This window comes from Pseudomonas sp. AM4(2022), assembly GCF_036346515.1.
Taxonomy (GTDB): Bacteria; Pseudomonadota; Gammaproteobacteria; order Pseudomonadales; family Pseudomonadaceae; genus Aquipseudomonas; species Aquipseudomonas paracarnis.
In genome coordinates, this window is the sequence record NZ_JAOTNW010000006.1 from 171,666 (window position 1) to 189,013 (window position 17,348).

13 protein-coding genes are annotated in these 17,348 nt (G+C 62.3%); 8 read left to right on the forward strand and 5 right to left on the reverse strand.

Annotated elements, in window-relative coordinates; all coding sequences use genetic code 11:
• The first annotated feature begins 91 nt into the window (after window positions 1–91).
• The 7 genes from ODQ19_RS10570 to ODQ19_RS10600 all read left to right on the forward strand — a co-directional run bounded on the left by ODQ19_RS10570 (window position 92) and on the right by ODQ19_RS10600 (window position 7,604).
• Window positions 92–880, forward strand: a complete 789-nt coding sequence (locus ODQ19_RS10570; RefSeq protein ID WP_330209986.1) for a hypothetical protein — start codon at window positions 92–94, stop codon at window positions 878–880.
• A gap of 184 nt (window positions 881–1,064) precedes the next feature.
• Window positions 1,065–2,306 (forward strand): SfnB family sulfur acquisition oxidoreductase, encoded by a 1,242-nt coding sequence (locus ODQ19_RS10575; protein WP_330209987.1) that lies wholly within the window; start codon window positions 1,065–1,067, stop codon window positions 2,304–2,306.
• Window positions 2,307–2,346: 40 nt separating this feature from the next.
• On the forward strand, window positions 2,347–3,540 hold the full coding sequence (locus tag ODQ19_RS10580) for an SfnB family sulfur acquisition oxidoreductase (RefSeq protein WP_116666318.1): 1,194 nt from the start codon (window positions 2,347–2,349) through the stop codon (window positions 3,538–3,540).
• On the forward strand, window positions 3,540–4,904 hold the full coding sequence (locus ODQ19_RS10585; protein ID WP_330209988.1) for an LLM class flavin-dependent oxidoreductase: 1,365 nt from the start codon (window positions 3,540–3,542) through the stop codon (window positions 4,902–4,904). Before ODQ19_RS10580 ends, ODQ19_RS10585 begins: the two co-directional genes overlap by 1 nt.
• Before the next feature lie 138 nt (window positions 4,905–5,042).
• Window positions 5,043–5,858, forward strand: a complete 816-nt coding sequence (locus ODQ19_RS10590) for a MetQ/NlpA family ABC transporter substrate-binding protein (RefSeq protein WP_330209989.1) — start codon at window positions 5,043–5,045, stop codon at window positions 5,856–5,858.
• Window positions 5,855–6,970: a methionine ABC transporter ATP-binding protein gene (locus ODQ19_RS10595; protein ID WP_116666321.1), complete on the forward strand. Its 1,116-nt coding sequence runs from the start codon at window positions 5,855–5,857 to the stop codon at window positions 6,968–6,970. The genes ODQ19_RS10590 and ODQ19_RS10595 overlap by 4 nt, the downstream gene beginning before the upstream one ends.
• Window positions 6,960–7,604 (forward strand): methionine ABC transporter permease, encoded by a 645-nt coding sequence (locus ODQ19_RS10600; protein ID WP_003187635.1) that lies wholly within the window; start codon window positions 6,960–6,962, stop codon window positions 7,602–7,604. The genes ODQ19_RS10595 and ODQ19_RS10600 overlap by 11 nt, the downstream gene beginning before the upstream one ends.
• Window positions 7,605–7,606: 2 nt before the next feature.
• Here the strand turns inward: ODQ19_RS10600 and ODQ19_RS10605 are convergent, their stop codons facing one another.
• Window positions 7,607–8,710 carry a hypothetical protein gene (locus ODQ19_RS10605; RefSeq protein WP_330209990.1) on the reverse strand — a complete coding sequence of 368 codons (1,104 nt, stop codon included), beginning with the start codon at window positions 8,708–8,710 and terminating at the stop codon, window positions 7,607–7,609.
• 176 nt (window positions 8,711–8,886) lie between these two features.
• Here ODQ19_RS10605 and ODQ19_RS10610 point away from each other — a divergent pair, with 176 nt between their 5' ends.
• Window positions 8,887–9,513: a class I SAM-dependent methyltransferase gene (locus tag ODQ19_RS10610; protein ID WP_330209991.1), complete on the forward strand. Its 627-nt coding sequence runs from the start codon at window positions 8,887–8,889 to the stop codon at window positions 9,511–9,513.
• 109 nt (window positions 9,514–9,622) lie between these two features.
• Here the strand turns inward: ODQ19_RS10610 and ODQ19_RS10615 are convergent, their stop codons facing one another.
• The 4 genes from ODQ19_RS10615 to ODQ19_RS10630 form a co-directional block, all read right to left on the reverse strand.
• Complete coding sequence (locus ODQ19_RS10615) at window positions 9,623–11,809, reverse strand: glycoside hydrolase (protein ID WP_330209992.1); 2,187 nt, start codon at window positions 11,807–11,809, stop codon at window positions 9,623–9,625.
• A 299-nt stretch (window positions 11,810–12,108) separates the two neighbouring features.
• The gene (locus tag ODQ19_RS10620; protein WP_034134620.1) at window positions 12,109–15,174 is read right to left on the reverse strand and encodes an efflux RND transporter permease subunit; all 3,066 of its coding nucleotides are present in this window, start codon (window positions 15,172–15,174) and stop codon (window positions 12,109–12,111) included.
• The gene (locus tag ODQ19_RS10625; protein ID WP_330209993.1) at window positions 15,171–16,241 is read right to left on the reverse strand and encodes an efflux RND transporter periplasmic adaptor subunit; all 1,071 of its coding nucleotides are present in this window, start codon (window positions 16,239–16,241) and stop codon (window positions 15,171–15,173) included. The genes ODQ19_RS10620 and ODQ19_RS10625 overlap by 4 nt, the downstream gene beginning before the upstream one ends.
• Window positions 16,238–17,320 (reverse strand): efflux RND transporter periplasmic adaptor subunit, encoded by a 1,083-nt coding sequence (locus ODQ19_RS10630; RefSeq protein ID WP_330209994.1) that lies wholly within the window; start codon window positions 17,318–17,320, stop codon window positions 16,238–16,240. The genes ODQ19_RS10625 and ODQ19_RS10630 overlap by 4 nt, the downstream gene beginning before the upstream one ends.
• Window positions 17,321–17,348: the final 28 nt, after the last annotated feature.

Below are 17,348 nucleotides of genomic sequence, written 5' to 3' on the forward strand. Positions count from 1 at the left end.
CTACTGACTGAATCGTTCCTTTCGAATCGCCCTGTGCCTATGCGCCGAAGGTTCGGAACGATTACTGCTGGCTGCAACAAGGAGATTACTTATGACACACACTCAAACCCCGGCCACGCTCCGTGCCCCAAAGCTGCCCCAGGCTATTGGAAACGGCATCAGCGCCCTGGCCTCCGCCCACTTGCAGGTCGACATTTCGCCTTACCCGAGCATGGAAGAAGGCGACCTGATCGAACTGTTCTGGAATAACTGTTTCGCCGCCTCGCGCAAGGTGACGGCGTGCAAGATCGGCACATGCACCCACCTGTGCGTACCGCAGAGCTTTGTGCAGGACGGACCGGCACGCGTCCATTACCAAGTCTTGCAAATCGGCCATGGCCCGATGCGCTCGGCGGAGACTTTGGTGCGGGTCAAGACCAGCTACCCCGGCGGTCAGCCTTCGCCGCGCCTGAACCCTGAAGGCGGCGATGAAAACCAGAACCTGGCGCCCGTGAACCTGCCCGAGACGATCCGCCGCCATGGCGTCAACAGCAGCCAGGTAAGGCGCGGCATTCCGCTGACCATCGAGCCCTACCTGAACATGAGCACGGGCGATGCCATTACCTTGCGCTGGGGCGATGTACGCCTGGACCTGCCCCGCATCCGGGCCCAAAGCGTCGGCCTGACGGTGCAGGTATGGGTGCCGCCCCACGTGATTGTCGAAGCCGGCGACGACTGCCGATTGGAGGTCACCTACTGCATTCTCGATCGTGTGGGTAACAACTCCCGCTGGGCGCCCGCCCGCACGCTGCGCATCGCCGCCTGCACACCGCCCCGCCCAGCCTCGCCCGCGCCGGGCTATCAACCGCGTCGCTTTGGTTCACCCTGTGAACCGGGGTGACAGCCTTCTATGCATATTCCTAAAAGTTAGTTTATTTAAATAATTAACACGCTTAGGGTATATGCACCGGACCACCGGACATTCCTGATTTTTCTGTTTATTTCATTGAATGCGAGGTCGGTATGGTCAGAATTACCCCGGTGCGCAACGCCAGGGCATTGCGTGCAGCCAAGGAGCGGCGCTGATGTCTAACTTGGCTCTAACATCCCCCCAGAGTGATCTGGACGTAGCTCCCCTGCTGTTGCCCGCCACAGTGCTGCGCAACGACGCCCAGGCGCTGAGCGCCGCCCACGAGCTGGCCCAGGCTGCGCGCGCGCAGGCTGCCCAGCGCGACCAGCAACGCAAACTGCCCTGGGCGCAGCTCGAACAGTTCACCCGCAGCGGCTTGGGCAGTATTTCCATTCCCCGTGAATACGGCGGCCCCCAGGTGTCGTTTGTGACCCTGGCCGAAGTCTTCGCGATTATCAGCGCGGCCGACCCGGCACTCGGGCAGATCCCGCAAAACCATTTCGGCATCTTGCACGTATTGCAGGGCACCGCCACCGAGCGTCAGAAAAAGCAGCTGTTCCAGAGCGTGCTCGATGGCTGGCGCATCGGCAACGGCGGCCCGGAACGCGGCACCAAAAATACCCTGGAGCTCAAGGCGCGCCTCACGGCCGAAGGTGACGGTTACGTGCTCAGCGGGCAGAAGTTCTACTCCACAGGCGCCCTGTTCGCCCACTGGGTGGCAATCAAGGCCCTGAACGATGACGGCAAGCAGGTCATGGCCTTTGTGCGTCGCGGCAGCGAAGGGCTGCGCATCGTTGATGACTGGTCCGGCTTTGGCCAACGCACCACCGCCAGCGGCACCGTGCTGCTTGATCGCGTAGCGGTGGACCCGGACCTGGTCATCGACAACTGGCGCCTGGGCGAAAGCCCGAATATCCAGGGTGCCGTGTCACAACTGATCCAGGCCGCCATCGACGCCGGCATCGCCCGTGGCGCCCTCGACGACGCCATTGCCTTCGTGCGGGAGCGTTCACGCCCGTGGATCGACGCCAAGGTCGAGCGAGCCAGCGACGACCTGTATGTGATCGCCGATATCGGCAAGCTGAAGATCGAACTGCACGCCGCCGAAGCCCTGCTGCGCAAGGCCGGCCAGGTGCTGGATAAAATCAGCGCCGCACCGATCACCGCACAGTCCGCCGCCCACGCCTCGATTGCCGTGGCCGAGGCCAAGGTGCTGACCACCGAAGTGGCATTGCAGGTCACCGAGAAGCTCTTCGAACTGGCGGGCAGCCGCGCCACCCTGGCCGAATTCAACCTTGACCGTCACTGGCGCAACGCCCGGGTGCACACCCTGCACGACCCGGTGCGCTGGAAATATCACGCCATCGGCGCCTATCGACTCAACGGCACCTTACCGGCTCGTCATTCCTGGATTTAACCAACCAGAACACTTTTTCCACGAGCTTCTGGAGAAACTCATGACCCTTTCTCACCCCGTCGCGGTCATCACCAGCGACGAACAAGCGCTTATTGTCGCCAGCGACCTTGCTGAAGACTTGCGCCGCGACAGCGCCCAACGCGACCGCGAACGCCGCCTGCCGCTGCCCGAGCTGGACGTGTTTTCCCGCTCTGGGCTGTGGGGTATCAGCGTGCCCAAGGCCTACGGCGGCGCGGGCGTGTCCAACGTCACCCTGGCCAAGGTCATCGCACTGATCGCCCAAGCCGATGGCTCGTTGGGCCAGATTCCGCAAAACCATTTCTATGCCCTCGAAGTACTGCGGGTGAACGCCAGCCCCGAACAGCAGCAACGCCTGTACGCCGAAGTACTGGCCGGCCAACGCTTCGGCAACGCCTTGGCCGAGCTGGGCACCAAGACCGCACACGACCGTATCACCAGCCTCACCCGCGACGGCGACGGTTTTCGCATTAACGGGCGCAAGTTCTACGCCACCGGCGCGATCTATGCCCAGCGCATCCCCACCTCGGTGGTGGATGCAAATGGCGTGCAGCAACTGGCCTTCGTACCGCGTGACAGCGCGGGCCTGACGGTGATCGACGACTGGAGCGGCTTCGGCCAGCGCACCACCGGCAGCGGCTCGGTAGTGTTCGACAACGTGTGGGTCGCGGCGCAAGACGTGGTGCCGTTCCAGAGCGCCTTCGAACGCCCCACCACCGTCGGCCCGCTGGCGCAGATCCTCCACGCAGCCATCGACACCGGCATCGCCCGCGCAGCCTTTGAGGACGCCTTGCATTTTGTGCGCACCAAGACCCGCCCGTGGATCGACGCCGGCAACGACAAGGCCACCGAAGACCCGCTGACACTCAAGAGCTTCGGCCACCTGAGCATTCGCTTGCACGCCGCCGAGGCGTTGCTGGAGCGCTCGGGTGAATTCCTCGACCGCGCCCAGGCCGACAGCAATGCCCAGACAGTCGCCGCAGCCTCCATCGCCGTCGCCGAAGTACGCGCCTTGAGCACCGAGATCTCCCTGGCGGCCGGCAGCACCCTGTTCGAACTGGCCGGCAGCCAGGCGACCTTGGCCGAGCATGGCCTGGACCGCCACTGGCGCAACGCCCGGGTGCACACCCTGCACGACCCGGTGCGCTGGAAATACCATGCGGTCGGCAACTACTACCTCAACGATGAAAATCCGCCGCTGCGGGGGACCATCTGATGAGCAAAAAAAAGATCCTGCTCAATGCCTTCAACATGAACTGCATCGGGCATATCAACCACGGTATGTGGACTCACCCACGGGACACGTCCACCCAATACAACAGCGTCGAATACTGGACTGAACTGGCGCAGATCCTGGAGCGCGGGTTGTTCGACGGTTTGTTTATCGCCGATATCGTCGGCGTGTATGACGTATACCAGGGCTCCGTCGACGTGCCGCTCAAGGAGTCGATCCAGTTACCGGTCAACGACCCGCTGCTGCTGGTGTCGGCCATGGCAGCCGTTACAAAACACCTTGGCTTCGGCCTCACCGCCAACCTCACCTACGAACCGCCGTACCTGTTCGCCCGGCGCATGTCGACGCTGGATCACCTGAGCCGTGGCCGGGTGGGTTGGAACATTGTCACCGGCTACCTCGACAGCGCCGCCAAGGCCATGGGCCTCACCGAACAGGTCGAGCATGACCGGCGCTACGACCAGGCCGATGAATACCTTCAGGTGTTGTACAAGCTCTGGGAAGGCAGTTGGGAAGACGACGCGGTGCGCAACGATCGCCAAGCGCGGGTGTACGCGCAACCGGGCAAGGTGCACAAGGTAGAGCACCACGGCGAGTTCTATCAGGTGGAGGGTTATCACCTGTGCGAGCCCTCGCCCCAGCGCACGCCGGTGCTGTTCCAGGCCGGCAGTTCCGAGCGTGGCTTGCTGTTCGCAGGGCAACATGCCGAGTGCGTGTTTATCAGCGGGCAAAACAAAGCTGCGACCAAGCGCCAGGTGGACAAGGTGCGCGCCAGCGCAGTGGAGGCTGGGCGCAACCCGGACGACATCAAGGTGTTCATGGGTCTTAACGTCATAGTGGGCGCCACTGAGGCGCTGGCCTGGAAGAAGCACGCCGAGTACCTCAGCTACGCCAGCGCGGAAGCCGGCGTGGCGCACTTCTCGGCCTCGACCGGAATTGATTTTGCCCAGTACTCATTGGACGAGCCGATCCAGTACGTCAAGAGCAACGCGATCCAGTCGGCCACCCAGAACCTGCAGAACAACGACTGGACCCGGCGCAAGTTGCTCGACCAGCATGCCCTGGGCGGGCGCTATATCACCCTGGTGGGCTCGCCTGAACAGGTGGCCGATGAGCTGGAATCCTGGATCAGCGAAACCGGGCTGGATGGTTTCAACCTGACGCGCATTGTGACGCCGGAGAGCTATGTGGATTTCATTGAGCTGGTGATACCGGAGTTACAACGACGGGGCTCGTACAAGACGGAATATGCGCCGGGAACGCTGCGGGAAAAAGTCTTCCACGACACGGCCCGCTTACCCAAACAACACACCGGCTCTACCTACCGCCACCACGCCCTGTTTTGATCGTTCCCACGCTCCGCGTGGGAATGCCTCTTGGACGCTCTGCGTTCGCTTATGGGACGCGGAGCGTCCCTGGCTGCATTACCACGCGGAGCGTGGGAACGATCTCGCTACCTAAGACCTTATGACTGGAAAACCACTATGAAAAAGACGTTCTTAAACCACCCAGTCAAAGCACTGGCCCTGGCCTTCGGCTTATTCAGCTCGGCGGTATTCGCCGCCGACGCCCCGTTGAAAATCGGCACCACCGCTGCCTTCGCCATTCCGCTGGAAGCCGCCGTAGAAGAGGCCGGCAAGCAGGGCCTGAAGGTCGAACTGGTGGAGTTCACCGACTGGATCGCGCCCAACGTCAGCCTCGCCGCCGGCGATATCGACGTGAACTACTTCCAGCACATCCCCTTCCTGGAAAACGCCAAGGCCGCCGCCGGGTTTGACCTGGTGCCGTACGCGCCGGGCATCATCAATAACGTCGGGCTGTATTCGAAAAAATACAAAAGCTTTAACGAGCTGCCCGCAGGCGCCAGCGTGGCGATTGCCAACGATCCGATCAACAGCGGTCGCGGCCTGCAACTGCTGGCCAAGGCCGGGCTGATCACCCTCAAGTCGGGCGTGGGCTACAAGGCCACCGAAGAAGACATCATCGCCAACCCGAAAAACATCAAGATCCTGCAAGTGGAAGCGGTGCAACTGGTACGCGCCTATGACGACGCCGATCTGGTGCAGGGCTACCCGGCGTATATCCGCCTGTCCAAGACCTTCGATGCCGAGTCGGCGCTGTTGTTCGACGGCCTCGACCACCCGGAATACGTGATTCAGTTCGTGATCCAGCCCAAGAGCAAAACTGACCCACGGGTGATCAAGTTCGTCGATATCTACCAGCACTCGCCGGTGGTGCGTGCGGCTTTGGACAAGTCCCTCGGCAAGCTCTACCAGGTCGGCTGGGAAGCTAAACCATGAGTGCCGCCAACGCCCGATTGCGCGACCTGGACCCTGCGCCCAGCCACGCCGAACAGACTGAACTGCACCCGGACTTGAACCGCGCCCATGTGCGCTTCATCAATCTGGGCAAAACCTATGACGGCACGGTGCATGCACTGCAAGGCATTGACCTGGCGATCCAGCGTGGCGAAGTGTTCGGCATCATCGGCCGCAGCGGCGCCGGCAAGTCATCGCTGATCCGCACCATCAATCGCCTGGAACAACCCAGCAACGGACGGGTGCTGATCGACCAGGTGGACATCGGCAGCTTCGATGAAGACCACTTGGTGGCGTTGCGGCGACGCATCGGCATGATCTTCCAGCACTTCAACCTGATGTCGGCCAAGACCGTGTGGCAGAACGTCGAGTTGCCGCTCAAGGTCGCCGGTGTGCCCCAGGCACAACGCGCGCGAAAGGTGCATGAACTGCTGGAGCTGGTAGGCCTGCAAGACAAACACAAGGCGTACCCGGCGCAGCTGTCTGGCGGGCAGAAACAGCGCGTCGGCATCGCCCGCGCGCTGGTGCACGACCCCGAGATTCTGCTGTGCGACGAAGCCACTTCGGCCCTCGACCCGGAAACCACCCAGTCGATCCTCGGCCTGCTGCGCGAGATCAACCAGCGCCTGGGCCTGACCATCGTGCTGATCACCCATGAGATGGCGGTGATTCGCGACATCTGCGACCGCGTGGTGGTGCTGGAACACGGGCGTATCGTCGAGCAAGGCCCGGTGTGGCAGGTGTTTGGCAACCCACAACATGAGGTCAGCAAGACCCTGCTCGCACCGCTGCAACACGGCTTGCCGCCAGAGTTGCAAAGCCGCCTGCAACCCACGCCAGCCTCGGCCGACGCCGCACTGGTGCTGCGCCTGCAGTTCACCGGCAGCGACACCCTGGAGCCAGATCTCGCGGCGCTGTTCAGTGCCCTCGGCGGCCGTGTGCGTTTACTGCAAGGGGGCGTGGAACGCATCCAGGGGCATGCCTTGGGGCAATTGCTGCTGGCGGTGAATGGATCGCTGCACAACGCCGAAGAATTGCGCAAACGCGCGGCCAACTGGGCACAACAGGTGGAGGTGCTGGGCTATGTGGTTTGATCGTTTAGTGCAGGGCGCCATTGACACTTTGTTGATGGTGGGGGTGTCATCGCTGATCGCGCTGCTGGTGGGCATTCCGCTGGCGGTCTTCCTGGTCACCAGTGACAAGGGCGGCATCTACCAGGCACCGGCCCTTAACCGCGTGCTGGGAGCGTTCGTGAATCTGTTCCGCTCCATACCGTTCCTGATCCTGATGGTGGCGCTGATCCCGTTCACGCGCCTGATCGTCGGCACCACCTATGGCGTCTGGGCGGCAGTGGTACCGCTGACCATCGCCGCCACGCCGTTCTTTGCACGCATCGCTGAAGTGAGCCTGCGCGAGGTCGACCATGGCCTGATCGAAGCCGCGCAGGCCATGGGTTGCCGCCGCTGGCACATCATCTGGCATGTGCTGTTGCCAGAGGCGTTGCCCGGCATCGTCGGCGGCTTCACCATCACCCTGGTGACCATGATCAATTCATCGGCCATGGCCGGGGCGATCGGCGCCGGTGGCCTGGGCGATATTGCCTACCGCTATGGCTACCAGCGCTTCGATACGCAGATCATGCTCACGGTGATTGTGCTGCTGGTGGTGCTGGTGGCGGTAATCCAGCTGAGCGGGGACCGATTGGCGCGGGTACTGAACAAGCGCTGACGTCACGGGCACTCATCCAGTTGGGCAACGCTGGCACGGGGCACGAAGGTGATGGTTTTTTCCTTGGCCTGCCAGGGCCGCACGATATAGCTGCCATCCGAGTCGGCCATCACCCGCAGTTTTACGCTGCGCTTGGGGTTGTCGGCGTCTACCAGCGCGCCGGCAACCTTGGCCTCTGCCGCCCAGGTCATCAACGTACATACGCGCCCTCCCGAGGCGGAGCCTTGCAGCGGCAGGCCGCCCAACTTGGCCCCACTCGCCGGGATCAGCCCGAGTAAAACGATGAGCGCAAAGGCTACCAATGAGGCGAACGCCACCGGGTTTTTCTGGACGCGCATACGCACCACCAGGCAGGCGGCGCTTCCCTGGATCAGGAACAGCACGGCCATTTCGGCGGCCATGAACGGCGCAAAGAACACGGCGCTGTCGGAGTACTCACTAAAGGCGCGGGAGACCGGCACCGTCACCATCAGAATGACCACCATTTGAACCACCCCGGCGCCAGCACTGGCCAGCCAGAACTCGCCGGACAACTCACGCAGGGCAACATGGGCGGGGCGCGCACGAAGGATGATGCCGACATAGGCCACTACCGCCGCCATGATCGCCACGATCCAACTGAGCGTCAGCAAAAGCCCACTTTCGGCGTTCACGGACAGGTATACGGCGGACATCCAGAACACAAACATCACCAACAGGCTGGCCGCCCAATGTCCCAGTAACCTCCTGTGCTGGGCCGTCTCTTGCGGCGACTGCGGGCTGAGATTGAGTTGATCACTCAGGCGCACACCCGTGCCGTTCAGGCGCGTGAACAAGATGAACGTGGGCACCAGGATCGATGCGCCCATCATGCCGATCACAAATACCAACATGGCGAACATGGCCGGCAATGCGGTGAACGCCGATGCCGACAGGATACTCAGCGGCACCTTTTCCACTTGGATGTACTGGTACAGGTACAGGCCTGCCACCGAGAGAACCCCCACCGTCAGCGGCCAGGCACGTTCATTGAGCCAGAACAGCCCATTGCTCAATCTCGTGGCGTATTGGTCGACCTTGTTCGGCGAGGTGTCGTTGCCAACGGTGGGACGTTTTTCCTCTTCCATGGATGTATAACCCTCTGCAAATGAGGGCCGAATCTTACCCACAATTTCTCGTGGAGGTCTGTCGGACGCGCGCACTGCGACTGCCGTGAAGTGCCCTACAGCGGATACACGGTTTTCAACTCAAGAGTGGGCCGGGGTATAGTCCCGCTACCTCAGCCGCAGCCGTGCGCCATGCCATGAAACTTGCTCCCGACGACCTCAACCAGATCACCTCCACCACCCTGGGCCATTACAACAAGGTGGCCGAAGACTTCCGTGAAGGCACCCGCGATCACGATGTGAGCCAGAACATCGACGCGATGCTGCGGCATATCCAGGGCACGCCGCCGTTCACCGTGCTGGATTTCGGCTGTGGGCCAGGACGGGATTTGCAGACGTTTACGCGCATGGGGCATATCGCCGTGGGCCTGGATGGCTCCGAGCGGTTTGCGCAGATGGCCCGCGAAGACAGTGGCTGTGAGGTGTTGCAGCAGGACTTTCTCAAGCTGGACCTGCCCGCCGAACGCTTCGATGGAGTGTTTGCCAATGCGGTGCTGTTTCATATTCCCAAGCAGGAGTTGCCCCGAGTGCTCAAAGAGCTGCACGGCGCGTTGAAGCCTGGGGGCGTGCTGTTCAGCTCCAACCCTCGGGGTAACAACCAGGAGGGCTGGAATGGGCCAAGGTATGGCTCTTATCACGATCTGCAGGCGTGGCAGGCCTTGCTGATTGCGGCCGGGTTTGAAGAGCTGGAACACTACTACCGTCCGGCCGGATTGCCACGGGAACAGCAGCCTTGGTTGGCGAGTGTGTGGCGTAAGATTTAGTGCTGCATCGCCTGTACCTGCCTCATCGCAGGCAAGCCAGCTCCCACCGTTGGAATGCATTCCCCTGTGGGAGCCGGGCTTGCCCGCGATGGCGCCGTAACGGGCAGCGTTATTTCACCTGATACACCACCGGCTCCTCCCCCTCCACCAGCACCGTCACACTGCGCCCGGCATACCCCTGTTTTTCCACCGCCGAGAAATTCGACACCAGCCGTGTCCCATCGGCGAAGGTGGTTTGCTGCAGCTGTTTGTCCACCGTCAGCCAACGAAAACCAGTCATTTCCTGGGTCGCCAAGCGTTGGTGCAACGGCCGGAAAAAGCGGTCCTGGCGCTGAATAATCGGCAGCCGCGCCTTGAGCGTCGCCGCACTGAGGTGATACAGCGGCGGCACGTTATAGAGCAGTTGGGTCAACTCGTTCTCGACCTGCACATTGCTCAGCTTGAGGCTGTCGAACAGCCAATGATGGGTGGTGATTACCGAGCCATGGAACACTGCCTGGTATAACGGCAGGCGCATCGTCGGCTCGAAATACACGGTGCGAAACGGCTCCTTCAACGGCACTGATTTGAAGAACACGGCAGGTTGCTCAGTTGGGTACCAGTTGCCTACAAAGTATGGCGACTGCGGGTCCTGGGTCATCTCGCGGTCACCCCAACCGATCACCGGGGTCTGCATGCCGTGGGCAAACAGGATGCCTTGGGCGGTGATCGCGTTGCCGTCTTCGGAGCCTGTGACCAGCTTAGGCACGGCGTTGATCCAGCGAGAGGCGTCGATATTGCCTTCGGCGTTTTGTGCCTGGGTCATGCTGGCGTTGCTGCGGTAGCTGTCGAACAGCATGCTGGTGGCGTAGGCATCGAGAAACCAGGCATTGAAGCCAGCCTTGGCTTGTACTGCCCTCACCCGCGCCTCCAGCAGCGGCCGCACACACCGCGGGTCGGTGTAGTGGCCGGACTTCTGGAAACCGGTTTTCAGCTTGCCGTCTTTCAACACGATCGCGCAGTCGCGATAGGCCTTGGCGCCCAGGTGGGCAGTGGTCCAATCGGGGTTTTCCGTGGCGGACAGGGCCGTTTCATAGGAGTCGTAAGGCGCCATCAGAAAACCGGCTTCCACCCCCGCGCGAATCGCTTCGGGATGCCAGAGGCCACCCTCCCAACCTTCACCCAAGGTCAGCAACAGACGCTGCAGCCCGGTGTCGCGCAGGGTTTGAATGGCGCTACTGCCCCAGGTTTGCGGGCTGTCACTCAGGGCCCCTGCAAAGTCCACGGCCAGTTCACTGCGCAGCTCGCCGTAGCGGGCGGCAAGGCGGGTCATGTCTGGATCTTCGACTTGCCAGGCCTGCCGGGCCTTGGTGTTGATCGCCGCGTTGAGGCCGCGCAGCAGCACGTTTTGTTCATAGCGATTCAATGGGGTGGGCTGTGCCAGCAGCTGTGCGCTCTCTTTGTCCATCAGCGTCTTGAGTTCATGACTGCGCAGCCGTTTGATCAATGTTGGCCAATCACGCACATCGCCCAAAGCCAGCAGGCCGTTGTCCCAGAGGTACACATGGCTGGCGCCCAACAGCTTCTGGGCTTCAGGTGTTTGCCGCAGCTTGTCCGCCAACGGCTCATAGCGGCCCTGCTCCACCAGCCACTGGCGGTAGCGCTTGGCGCCAGCCAACGGGTCGGCATCGCCCAGGGACAGGCGCAGCGTCATCGGAGCGTCGGACGCCAGCGGGGTGAATTCATGGGAAGCGGAGAGGGCCAGGCCGTTGCCGTCGACTTGCCATTGCAGGCGGTTGTTGTAGGGGTTGGTCAACAGCCAGTTCAAGGTGAAGCCAGCGTGATCCACGCCCCACAGCGGCAGGCTCAGGTCCTGGGTGGTATTGAACTCGCCCCGCTCCAGCAGAAACGCCTTCCAGAGGGCATTGCCGGCAGGCACGTAATGCCCCTCGGCCAAGGGCCAGATCAACCCTCGCCCCATGGCCTCGGCAGGCTGGCGCAGCAGGGCCAGCTCACCGGGCTCGCGGGCGTTGATGGTCAGGGCCAGGTCGCGCTGTTGCAGGCGGGCGGTCAGGCTATAGGCGCCGTTGTCCCATTGCCAAGTGGCTTGGTCAGACGTGTTTTGCAATTGGCTGACGGCATGCGTGGCAACACCGCTGGATGCCTGCACCGAAGCCTGGCCTGCGGGTGTCACGCGCAGCGCCAGGGTGGCGGGGTCTAGTTCGACGCGCCATAAGGCGTTTTCCAGTACGGTGGCGGCGAAGGTGGGCGGCGCAAGAAGCAACGCGCACAGCAAGGTGAAACGCAGGCACTGCATGAGGACCGACCTGGGTTTGGAATGAGGACCAGAGGGTACAACATGCAATGGTCAGCCAGGGCGACGTTGGGATTTTTCAGAAGTTTCACACAGCCTCAACCCGAATGAAGATCCACATGTGGGAGGGGCAAACCCTAATGCCAGTCAGTTAAGGCTTTTTTGTAGGAGCGAGCTTGCTCGCGAAAAACTCACAGGCGCCGCGTTCACTCAGGAAACACGCTTTATCGTTGACGTTTTTCGCGAGCGAGCTCGCTCCTACAAAAGGGGGCTGCGCTTAACTGGCAGCCCCTCCCACAGTTTTAATCGCGTTGTGGCTGATGGTCCTGTTTCGGCTCGCGGATTTTGTACCAGGCCACATACAGCGCCGGCAGAAACAGCAACGTCAGCAACGTCGCAATGATGATCCCGCCAATCATCGCGTAGGCCATCGGCCCCCAGAACACTTCCCGTGCAATGGGGATCATGCCCAGGCTCGCCGCGGCAGCAGTAAGCAGAATCGGCCGGCGCCGGTGCTCGGTGGCTTCCACCACCGCATCCCACGGCGTGTAGCCGGCCTCTTCGTACTCGTGGATCTGTGTGACCAGAATTACCGAGTTGCGGATGATGATACCGATCAGCGCCAGGATCCCCAGGATCGCCACAAAGCCCATGGGCGTGCCCGTGGGGATCAACGCCAGCACCACGCCGATCAGCCCCAGTGGCGCGACGCTGGCCACCAGGAACATCTTCTGCACGCTGTGCAACTGGATCATCAGGAAGGTAGCCATCAGGAACAGCATCAACGGCACCACCTTGGCGATAGGCCCCTGAGCCTTGCCACTTTCTTCCACGGTACCGCCGGTGGCGACTTTGTAGCCCACCGGCAAGCCTTCGCTGAATTTCTCGATGGTCGGCGCCAACTGCTTGACCAGGTCAGTCGGCTGCATCTCATCGCGCACGGCGGCCTTGATGGTGATGGTCGGCTTGCGATCGCGGCGCCACACCAGCGGCTGCTCCAGCTCGTAACGCACGGTGGCGAACGCCAGCAGTGGAATCGAGGTGCCGTTGGGCGTGACGATCTGCAGGTTCTGCAAGGTCTCCGGGGTGCCCCGCTCGGCATCTTCGGCGCGGCCGACCACGTTGATCAGGTAGATATCGTCGTGCACCTGGGTCACCGCAGCGCCGCTGACTACGCTGTTCATCAACTGCGCCACGTCTTCTGACGACAGCCCCAATTGCCGCGCCTTGTCCTGGGCGATGTCCACCCGCAGGACTTTGCCGGGCTCGTTCCAGTCGTAGATGATCTCGCCCAGGTGGGTGTTCTGGTCGAGCAAGGTCGCCAGTTCGATGGCGTGTTTGCGCACCTGGTCGATGTCTTTGCCGGACACGCGGTACTGGATCGGCCGCCCTACCGGCGGGCCCATTTCCAGCGGCTGCACGTAGCTGCCGATACCCACAAAATCATCGCGCAAGCGTTGTTGCAGGCGGGCGATCAGGGCGCCACGCTCTTCCAGGCCCTTGCTCACAATCACCAGCTGCGCGTAGTAGGGGTTTTCCAACTGCTGGTCCAGCGGCAGGTAGAAACGAATCGCGCCCTGGCCGATGTAGGTGCTCCAACGGGCGATGTCCGGGTCGTCCTTGATGATCGCTTCGAGGCGGTCAACGGCCTTGCGCGTCTCGTTGATCGAGGCGTTTTGCGGCAGGTTCAGGTCGACGAGGATTTCCGGGCGGTCCGACGACGGGAAGAACTGGTTCTGCACAAACTGCATGGAAAACACTGAGGCCACGAACAGCGCCACGGTGATGCCAATCGCCCACCAGCGGTTGCGCATGGCCCACAGCATGCCGCCATTGAAGGCCCGGCCAATGCGCCCTGGTTCGGCATTGTGCGGTTTCACATTGGCGCTGAGGATATGCACGCCGATCACTGGCGCAAACAGCACCGCCACCACCCACGACACCAGCATCGCCACGGCAATCACCGCGAACAAGGTAAAGGTGTACTCGCCCGCCGAACTGGCGTTGAGGCCAATCGGCACGAAGCCGGCCACGGTCACCAGCGTGCCAGTGAGCATCGGGAAAGCCGTGGAGGTATAGGCGTAAGTCGCCGCCTGTTCCTTGGTCTCGCCTTTTTCCAGGCGCGTGATCATCATCTCCACGGTGATCATCGCGTCATCCACCAGCAGGCCGAGGGCGATGATCAACGCGCCCAACGACACGCGCTGCATGGTGATGCCGCTGTATTCCATGAACACGAATACCAGCGCCAGCACCAACGGAATCGAGCACGCCACCACCAACCCGGCGCGCATGCCGAGGCTGATAAAGCTCACCACCAGCACGATGATCACCGCCTCGAACAATGCGCTGGTGAAGCCGCCGACGGCTTCTTCCACCACTTCGGCCTGGTCGGACACCTTGTGCACGCCGACGCCCACCGGCAGGTCGGCGGTCAGCTCGTCCATACGCCCGTGCAGGGCCTTGCCGAACGACTGGATATTGCCGCCCTTCTGCATGGCGATGGCCAAGCCAATCGCCGGTTTGCCGTTGAAGCGGAACATCGGCCGCGCCGGGTCCACATAGCCACGGCTGATGTCAGCAATATCCGCCAGCCGGTAGAAACGGTCATTGAGGCGCAGGTTGACGTTGGCCAGGTCCTTCTCCGAGGCGAACTGCCCGGAGGTGCGCACGGAAATGCGTTCCGGCCCTGCCTCGATCACCCCGGCGGGGGTCACGGCGTTTTGCGATTGCAGGCTTTGCACGACCTGGCGCTGATCAATCCCAAGGGCCGCGAGTTTGCGCGTGGAGAAATTCAGGTAAATCACTTCGTCTTGCTGGCCGATCATCTCGACCTTGCCCAGCCCCGGCACCGAACGGATTTCGGCGCGCACCTGCTCCACGTAGTCACGCAGCTGGCGCATCGACAGGCCATCGCCGGTAAAGGCGTACACCGAGCCGAACACGTCACCGAACTCATCGTTGAACGATGGCCCCTGCAAGCCCTGGGGAAAGGTCCCGCGAATGTCATCGATCTTCTTGCGAACCTGGTACCAGATTTCCGGGATGGCCTTGGCACTGGTGGTGTCCTTGAGGAACACGAACACCGTGGACTCGCCCGGCCGGGTGTAGCTTTTCACGTAGTCGAGGGAGTCGAGTTCCTCGAGTTTTTTCTCGATGCGATCGGTGACCTGCTTGAGGGTTTCTTCCTGGGTCGCGCCCGGCCAGCGGGTCTGGATCACCATGGTTTTGATGGTGAACGACGGGTCCTCTTCACGGCCCAGGTTCATGTACGAGAACACGCCCATCAGCAGCGCGACGAACATCAGGTACCAGACGAAGGACTGATGCTTGAGGGCCCAGTCGGATAAGTTGAAGCTCCCTTTCATCGCGGGCTGTCCTCGTCGATTTTGACTTTTTGCCCGGGTTTCAGGCTGTTCACGCCGGCAGTGACAATGCGCTCGCCGGGTTTGACGCTGCCATTGAGCAAGGCGCTGTGAGCATCACGGCTGATAACCGTGACCTCGCGGGGTTGCACGGTCTGGCTCTGGGTGTCGAGCAGCCAGATACGGGTCTTGCCGTCGACTTCCTGCAAGGCGCTCAGGGGCAGCTCGATGCGCGGGACGATGGCAGTGCTCAAGGTCACGCTGATTGCCGTGCCCAGGCGGAACGCGGGCGGGGTTTCGGCCAGGCTCAGGCGTGCGCGACGGGTGCGCGTGGCGCTTTGGGCCTGAGGCTCGATCTCACGCACCACCGCGGTGGTGTGCACGCTGGGGTCCAGTTGCCCGGCGACCAGGAACACCACATCGGCAGGCAAGCGTTCAGCCAGGCCGGCGGGCAGGTCGATCACCGCTTCCTTGATGTCCGGACGGGCCAGGGTCACCACCTGCTGGCCAGCGCTGACCACTTGGCCGGCCTCGGCATTCCAGGCGGTGACGATGCCGGCATGGTCGGTGCGCAGTTCGGCGTAGTTGAGTTGGTCCTTGGCCTGGTTGACCGAAGCACGGGCCTGGTCGAGGGTCGCCTGGGTGGTTTTCAAGTCGGTCTGTGCCACATCCAGCTGGGCCTGGGCGCCGACGCCACGGTTAAACAGTTCCTGTTGCCGCCGAGCGTTGGCCTGGGCGTTGATGAACTGCGCCTGTACGCGCGCCAGGTCGCCCTGGGCGGCGCGCAATTGGTTCTGCTGGTCGGTGGGGTCAAGCACGGCGAGCAAGGCGCCCTTCTCGACTTCGGCGCCGACATCCACGGCGCGACGGGCGATGCGGCCAGGCACACGGAAACCCAGGTTGCTTTCGTAGCGGGCCTGGATGGTGCCGGCAAAACGACCGAGGTTTTCCTGGTCTTCGGCCTTCACTTGCATGGACAGCACCGGGCGTATGGGTTCGGGCGGCGCCTCTTCCTTGGAGCAGGCCATCAGCAACAGGATGGCGGCGACAATGAGCGTCAGTTGCTTCATGGCTGCGCTCCGGGTTGGGCAATTTCGACGACCATGCCGGGGTGCAGCAATTGCCCACCGGCTATCACGACTTTTTCACCGCCTTTGAGGCCCTCGCCGATGATTACTTTGCCGGTGAGGTAGCGCGCCACGGTGACCTTGTGCAACTGCGCCTTGCCTTCGCCGTCCACCAGCCACACGGCCGGCTCGTTGAGGTCTTTGGTCAGGGCCGACCAAGGCAGCTCGATGCTCGCCTTGGCCGGGCCATTGGCGGTGGCACTCACCACCGAACCCAGGTCCATACCCTTGGGCAGGCTTTGCAGGGCGATCTTCACTTGCACGGTGCCGGTATTCGCGGCCACGGCGGGCGTGACTTCGCGGACTTTGCCCACGGCCTTGATGCTCGGGTTGTCCAGCAGGCTGACGGTAATCGGCGCATCGGGCGGCGGCTCCACCAGCAAGGACTCATACACATTGAACACGGCGTCACGCTCGCCATCGCGGGCCAGGCTGAAGATCGGGACGGTGGCTTGTACCACTTGGCCAACTTCGGCCTGGCGCGCCGTGATGATCCCCGGTGCATCGGCAATCAACGCGGTGTAGCCCAATTGTTCACGGGCATTGGCCAACTGCGCCTGAGCAGCGGCCAGGGCACTTTGACTGCTGCGCAGCGCGGCCTGGGCGGCGTCGTATTCGCTGCGGCTGGTATAGCCTTTGGGCAAGAGTTTTTCCTGGCGCACGAAGGCGGCGGCGGTCTGCTTGACCCGCGCCTGTTCGGCCACAACCTGAGCCTGGGCGGAATCGACATTGGTTTGCAGGTCCTTGGGGTCGAGCTTGGCCAGGACTTGCTTGGCCGTTACTCGGTCGCCCACGTCGACCATGCGCTGGATGATCTTGCCGCCCACGCGAAAGGACAGATCGGTTTGCACCCGCGCCTGTATATCACCGGTCAGCGTCACCGCCGCGGCAAAATCCGCCGACTGCACGGTTTGCACGAACACCCGTGAATGCTGCTTGGGCTCGGCCTTGTCTTGGCCACAGCCACTGAGCAGCGCCAGGAGGCCAAGGCTGAAAATAAATGTCGAGGTGCGACCGCCCATGCAGGCTCCTTTTGCGTGATGCCGACGT

What these genes read in the sequence shown, in the direction of transcription:
- ODQ19_RS10570 (WP_330209986.1), top strand. Translation starts at nt 92, where the DNA reads ATGACACACACTCAAACCCCGGCCACGCTCCGTGCCCCAAAGCTGCCC.
- ODQ19_RS10575 (WP_330209987.1), top strand. Translation starts at nt 1,065, where the DNA reads ATGTCTAACTTGGCTCTAACATCCCCCCAGAGTGATCTGGACGTAGCT.
- ODQ19_RS10580 (WP_116666318.1), top strand. Translation starts at nt 2,347, where the DNA reads ATGACCCTTTCTCACCCCGTCGCGGTCATCACCAGCGACGAACAAGCG.
- ODQ19_RS10585 (WP_330209988.1), top strand. Translation starts at nt 3,540, where the DNA reads ATGAGCAAAAAAAAGATCCTGCTCAATGCCTTCAACATGAACTGCATC.
- ODQ19_RS10590 (WP_330209989.1), top strand. Translation starts at nt 5,043, where the DNA reads ATGAAAAAGACGTTCTTAAACCACCCAGTCAAAGCACTGGCCCTGGCC.
- ODQ19_RS10595 (WP_116666321.1), top strand. Translation starts at nt 5,855, where the DNA reads ATGAGTGCCGCCAACGCCCGATTGCGCGACCTGGACCCTGCGCCCAGC.
- ODQ19_RS10600 (WP_003187635.1), top strand. Translation starts at nt 6,960, where the DNA reads ATGTGGTTTGATCGTTTAGTGCAGGGCGCCATTGACACTTTGTTGATG.
- ODQ19_RS10605 (WP_330209990.1), bottom strand. Translation starts at nt 8,710, where the DNA reads ATGGAAGAGGAAAAACGTCCCACCGTTGGCAACGACACCTCGCCGAAC.
- ODQ19_RS10610 (WP_330209991.1), top strand. Translation starts at nt 8,887, where the DNA reads ATGAAACTTGCTCCCGACGACCTCAACCAGATCACCTCCACCACCCTG.
- ODQ19_RS10615 (WP_330209992.1), bottom strand. Translation starts at nt 11,809, where the DNA reads ATGCAGTGCCTGCGTTTCACCTTGCTGTGCGCGTTGCTTCTTGCGCCG.
- ODQ19_RS10620 (WP_034134620.1), bottom strand. Translation starts at nt 15,174, where the DNA reads ATGAAAGGGAGCTTCAACTTATCCGACTGGGCCCTCAAGCATCAGTCC.
- ODQ19_RS10625 (WP_330209993.1), bottom strand. Translation starts at nt 16,241, where the DNA reads ATGAAGCAACTGACGCTCATTGTCGCCGCCATCCTGTTGCTGATGGCC.
- ODQ19_RS10630 (WP_330209994.1), bottom strand. Translation starts at nt 17,320, where the DNA reads ATGGGCGGTCGCACCTCGACATTTATTTTCAGCCTTGGCCTCCTGGCG.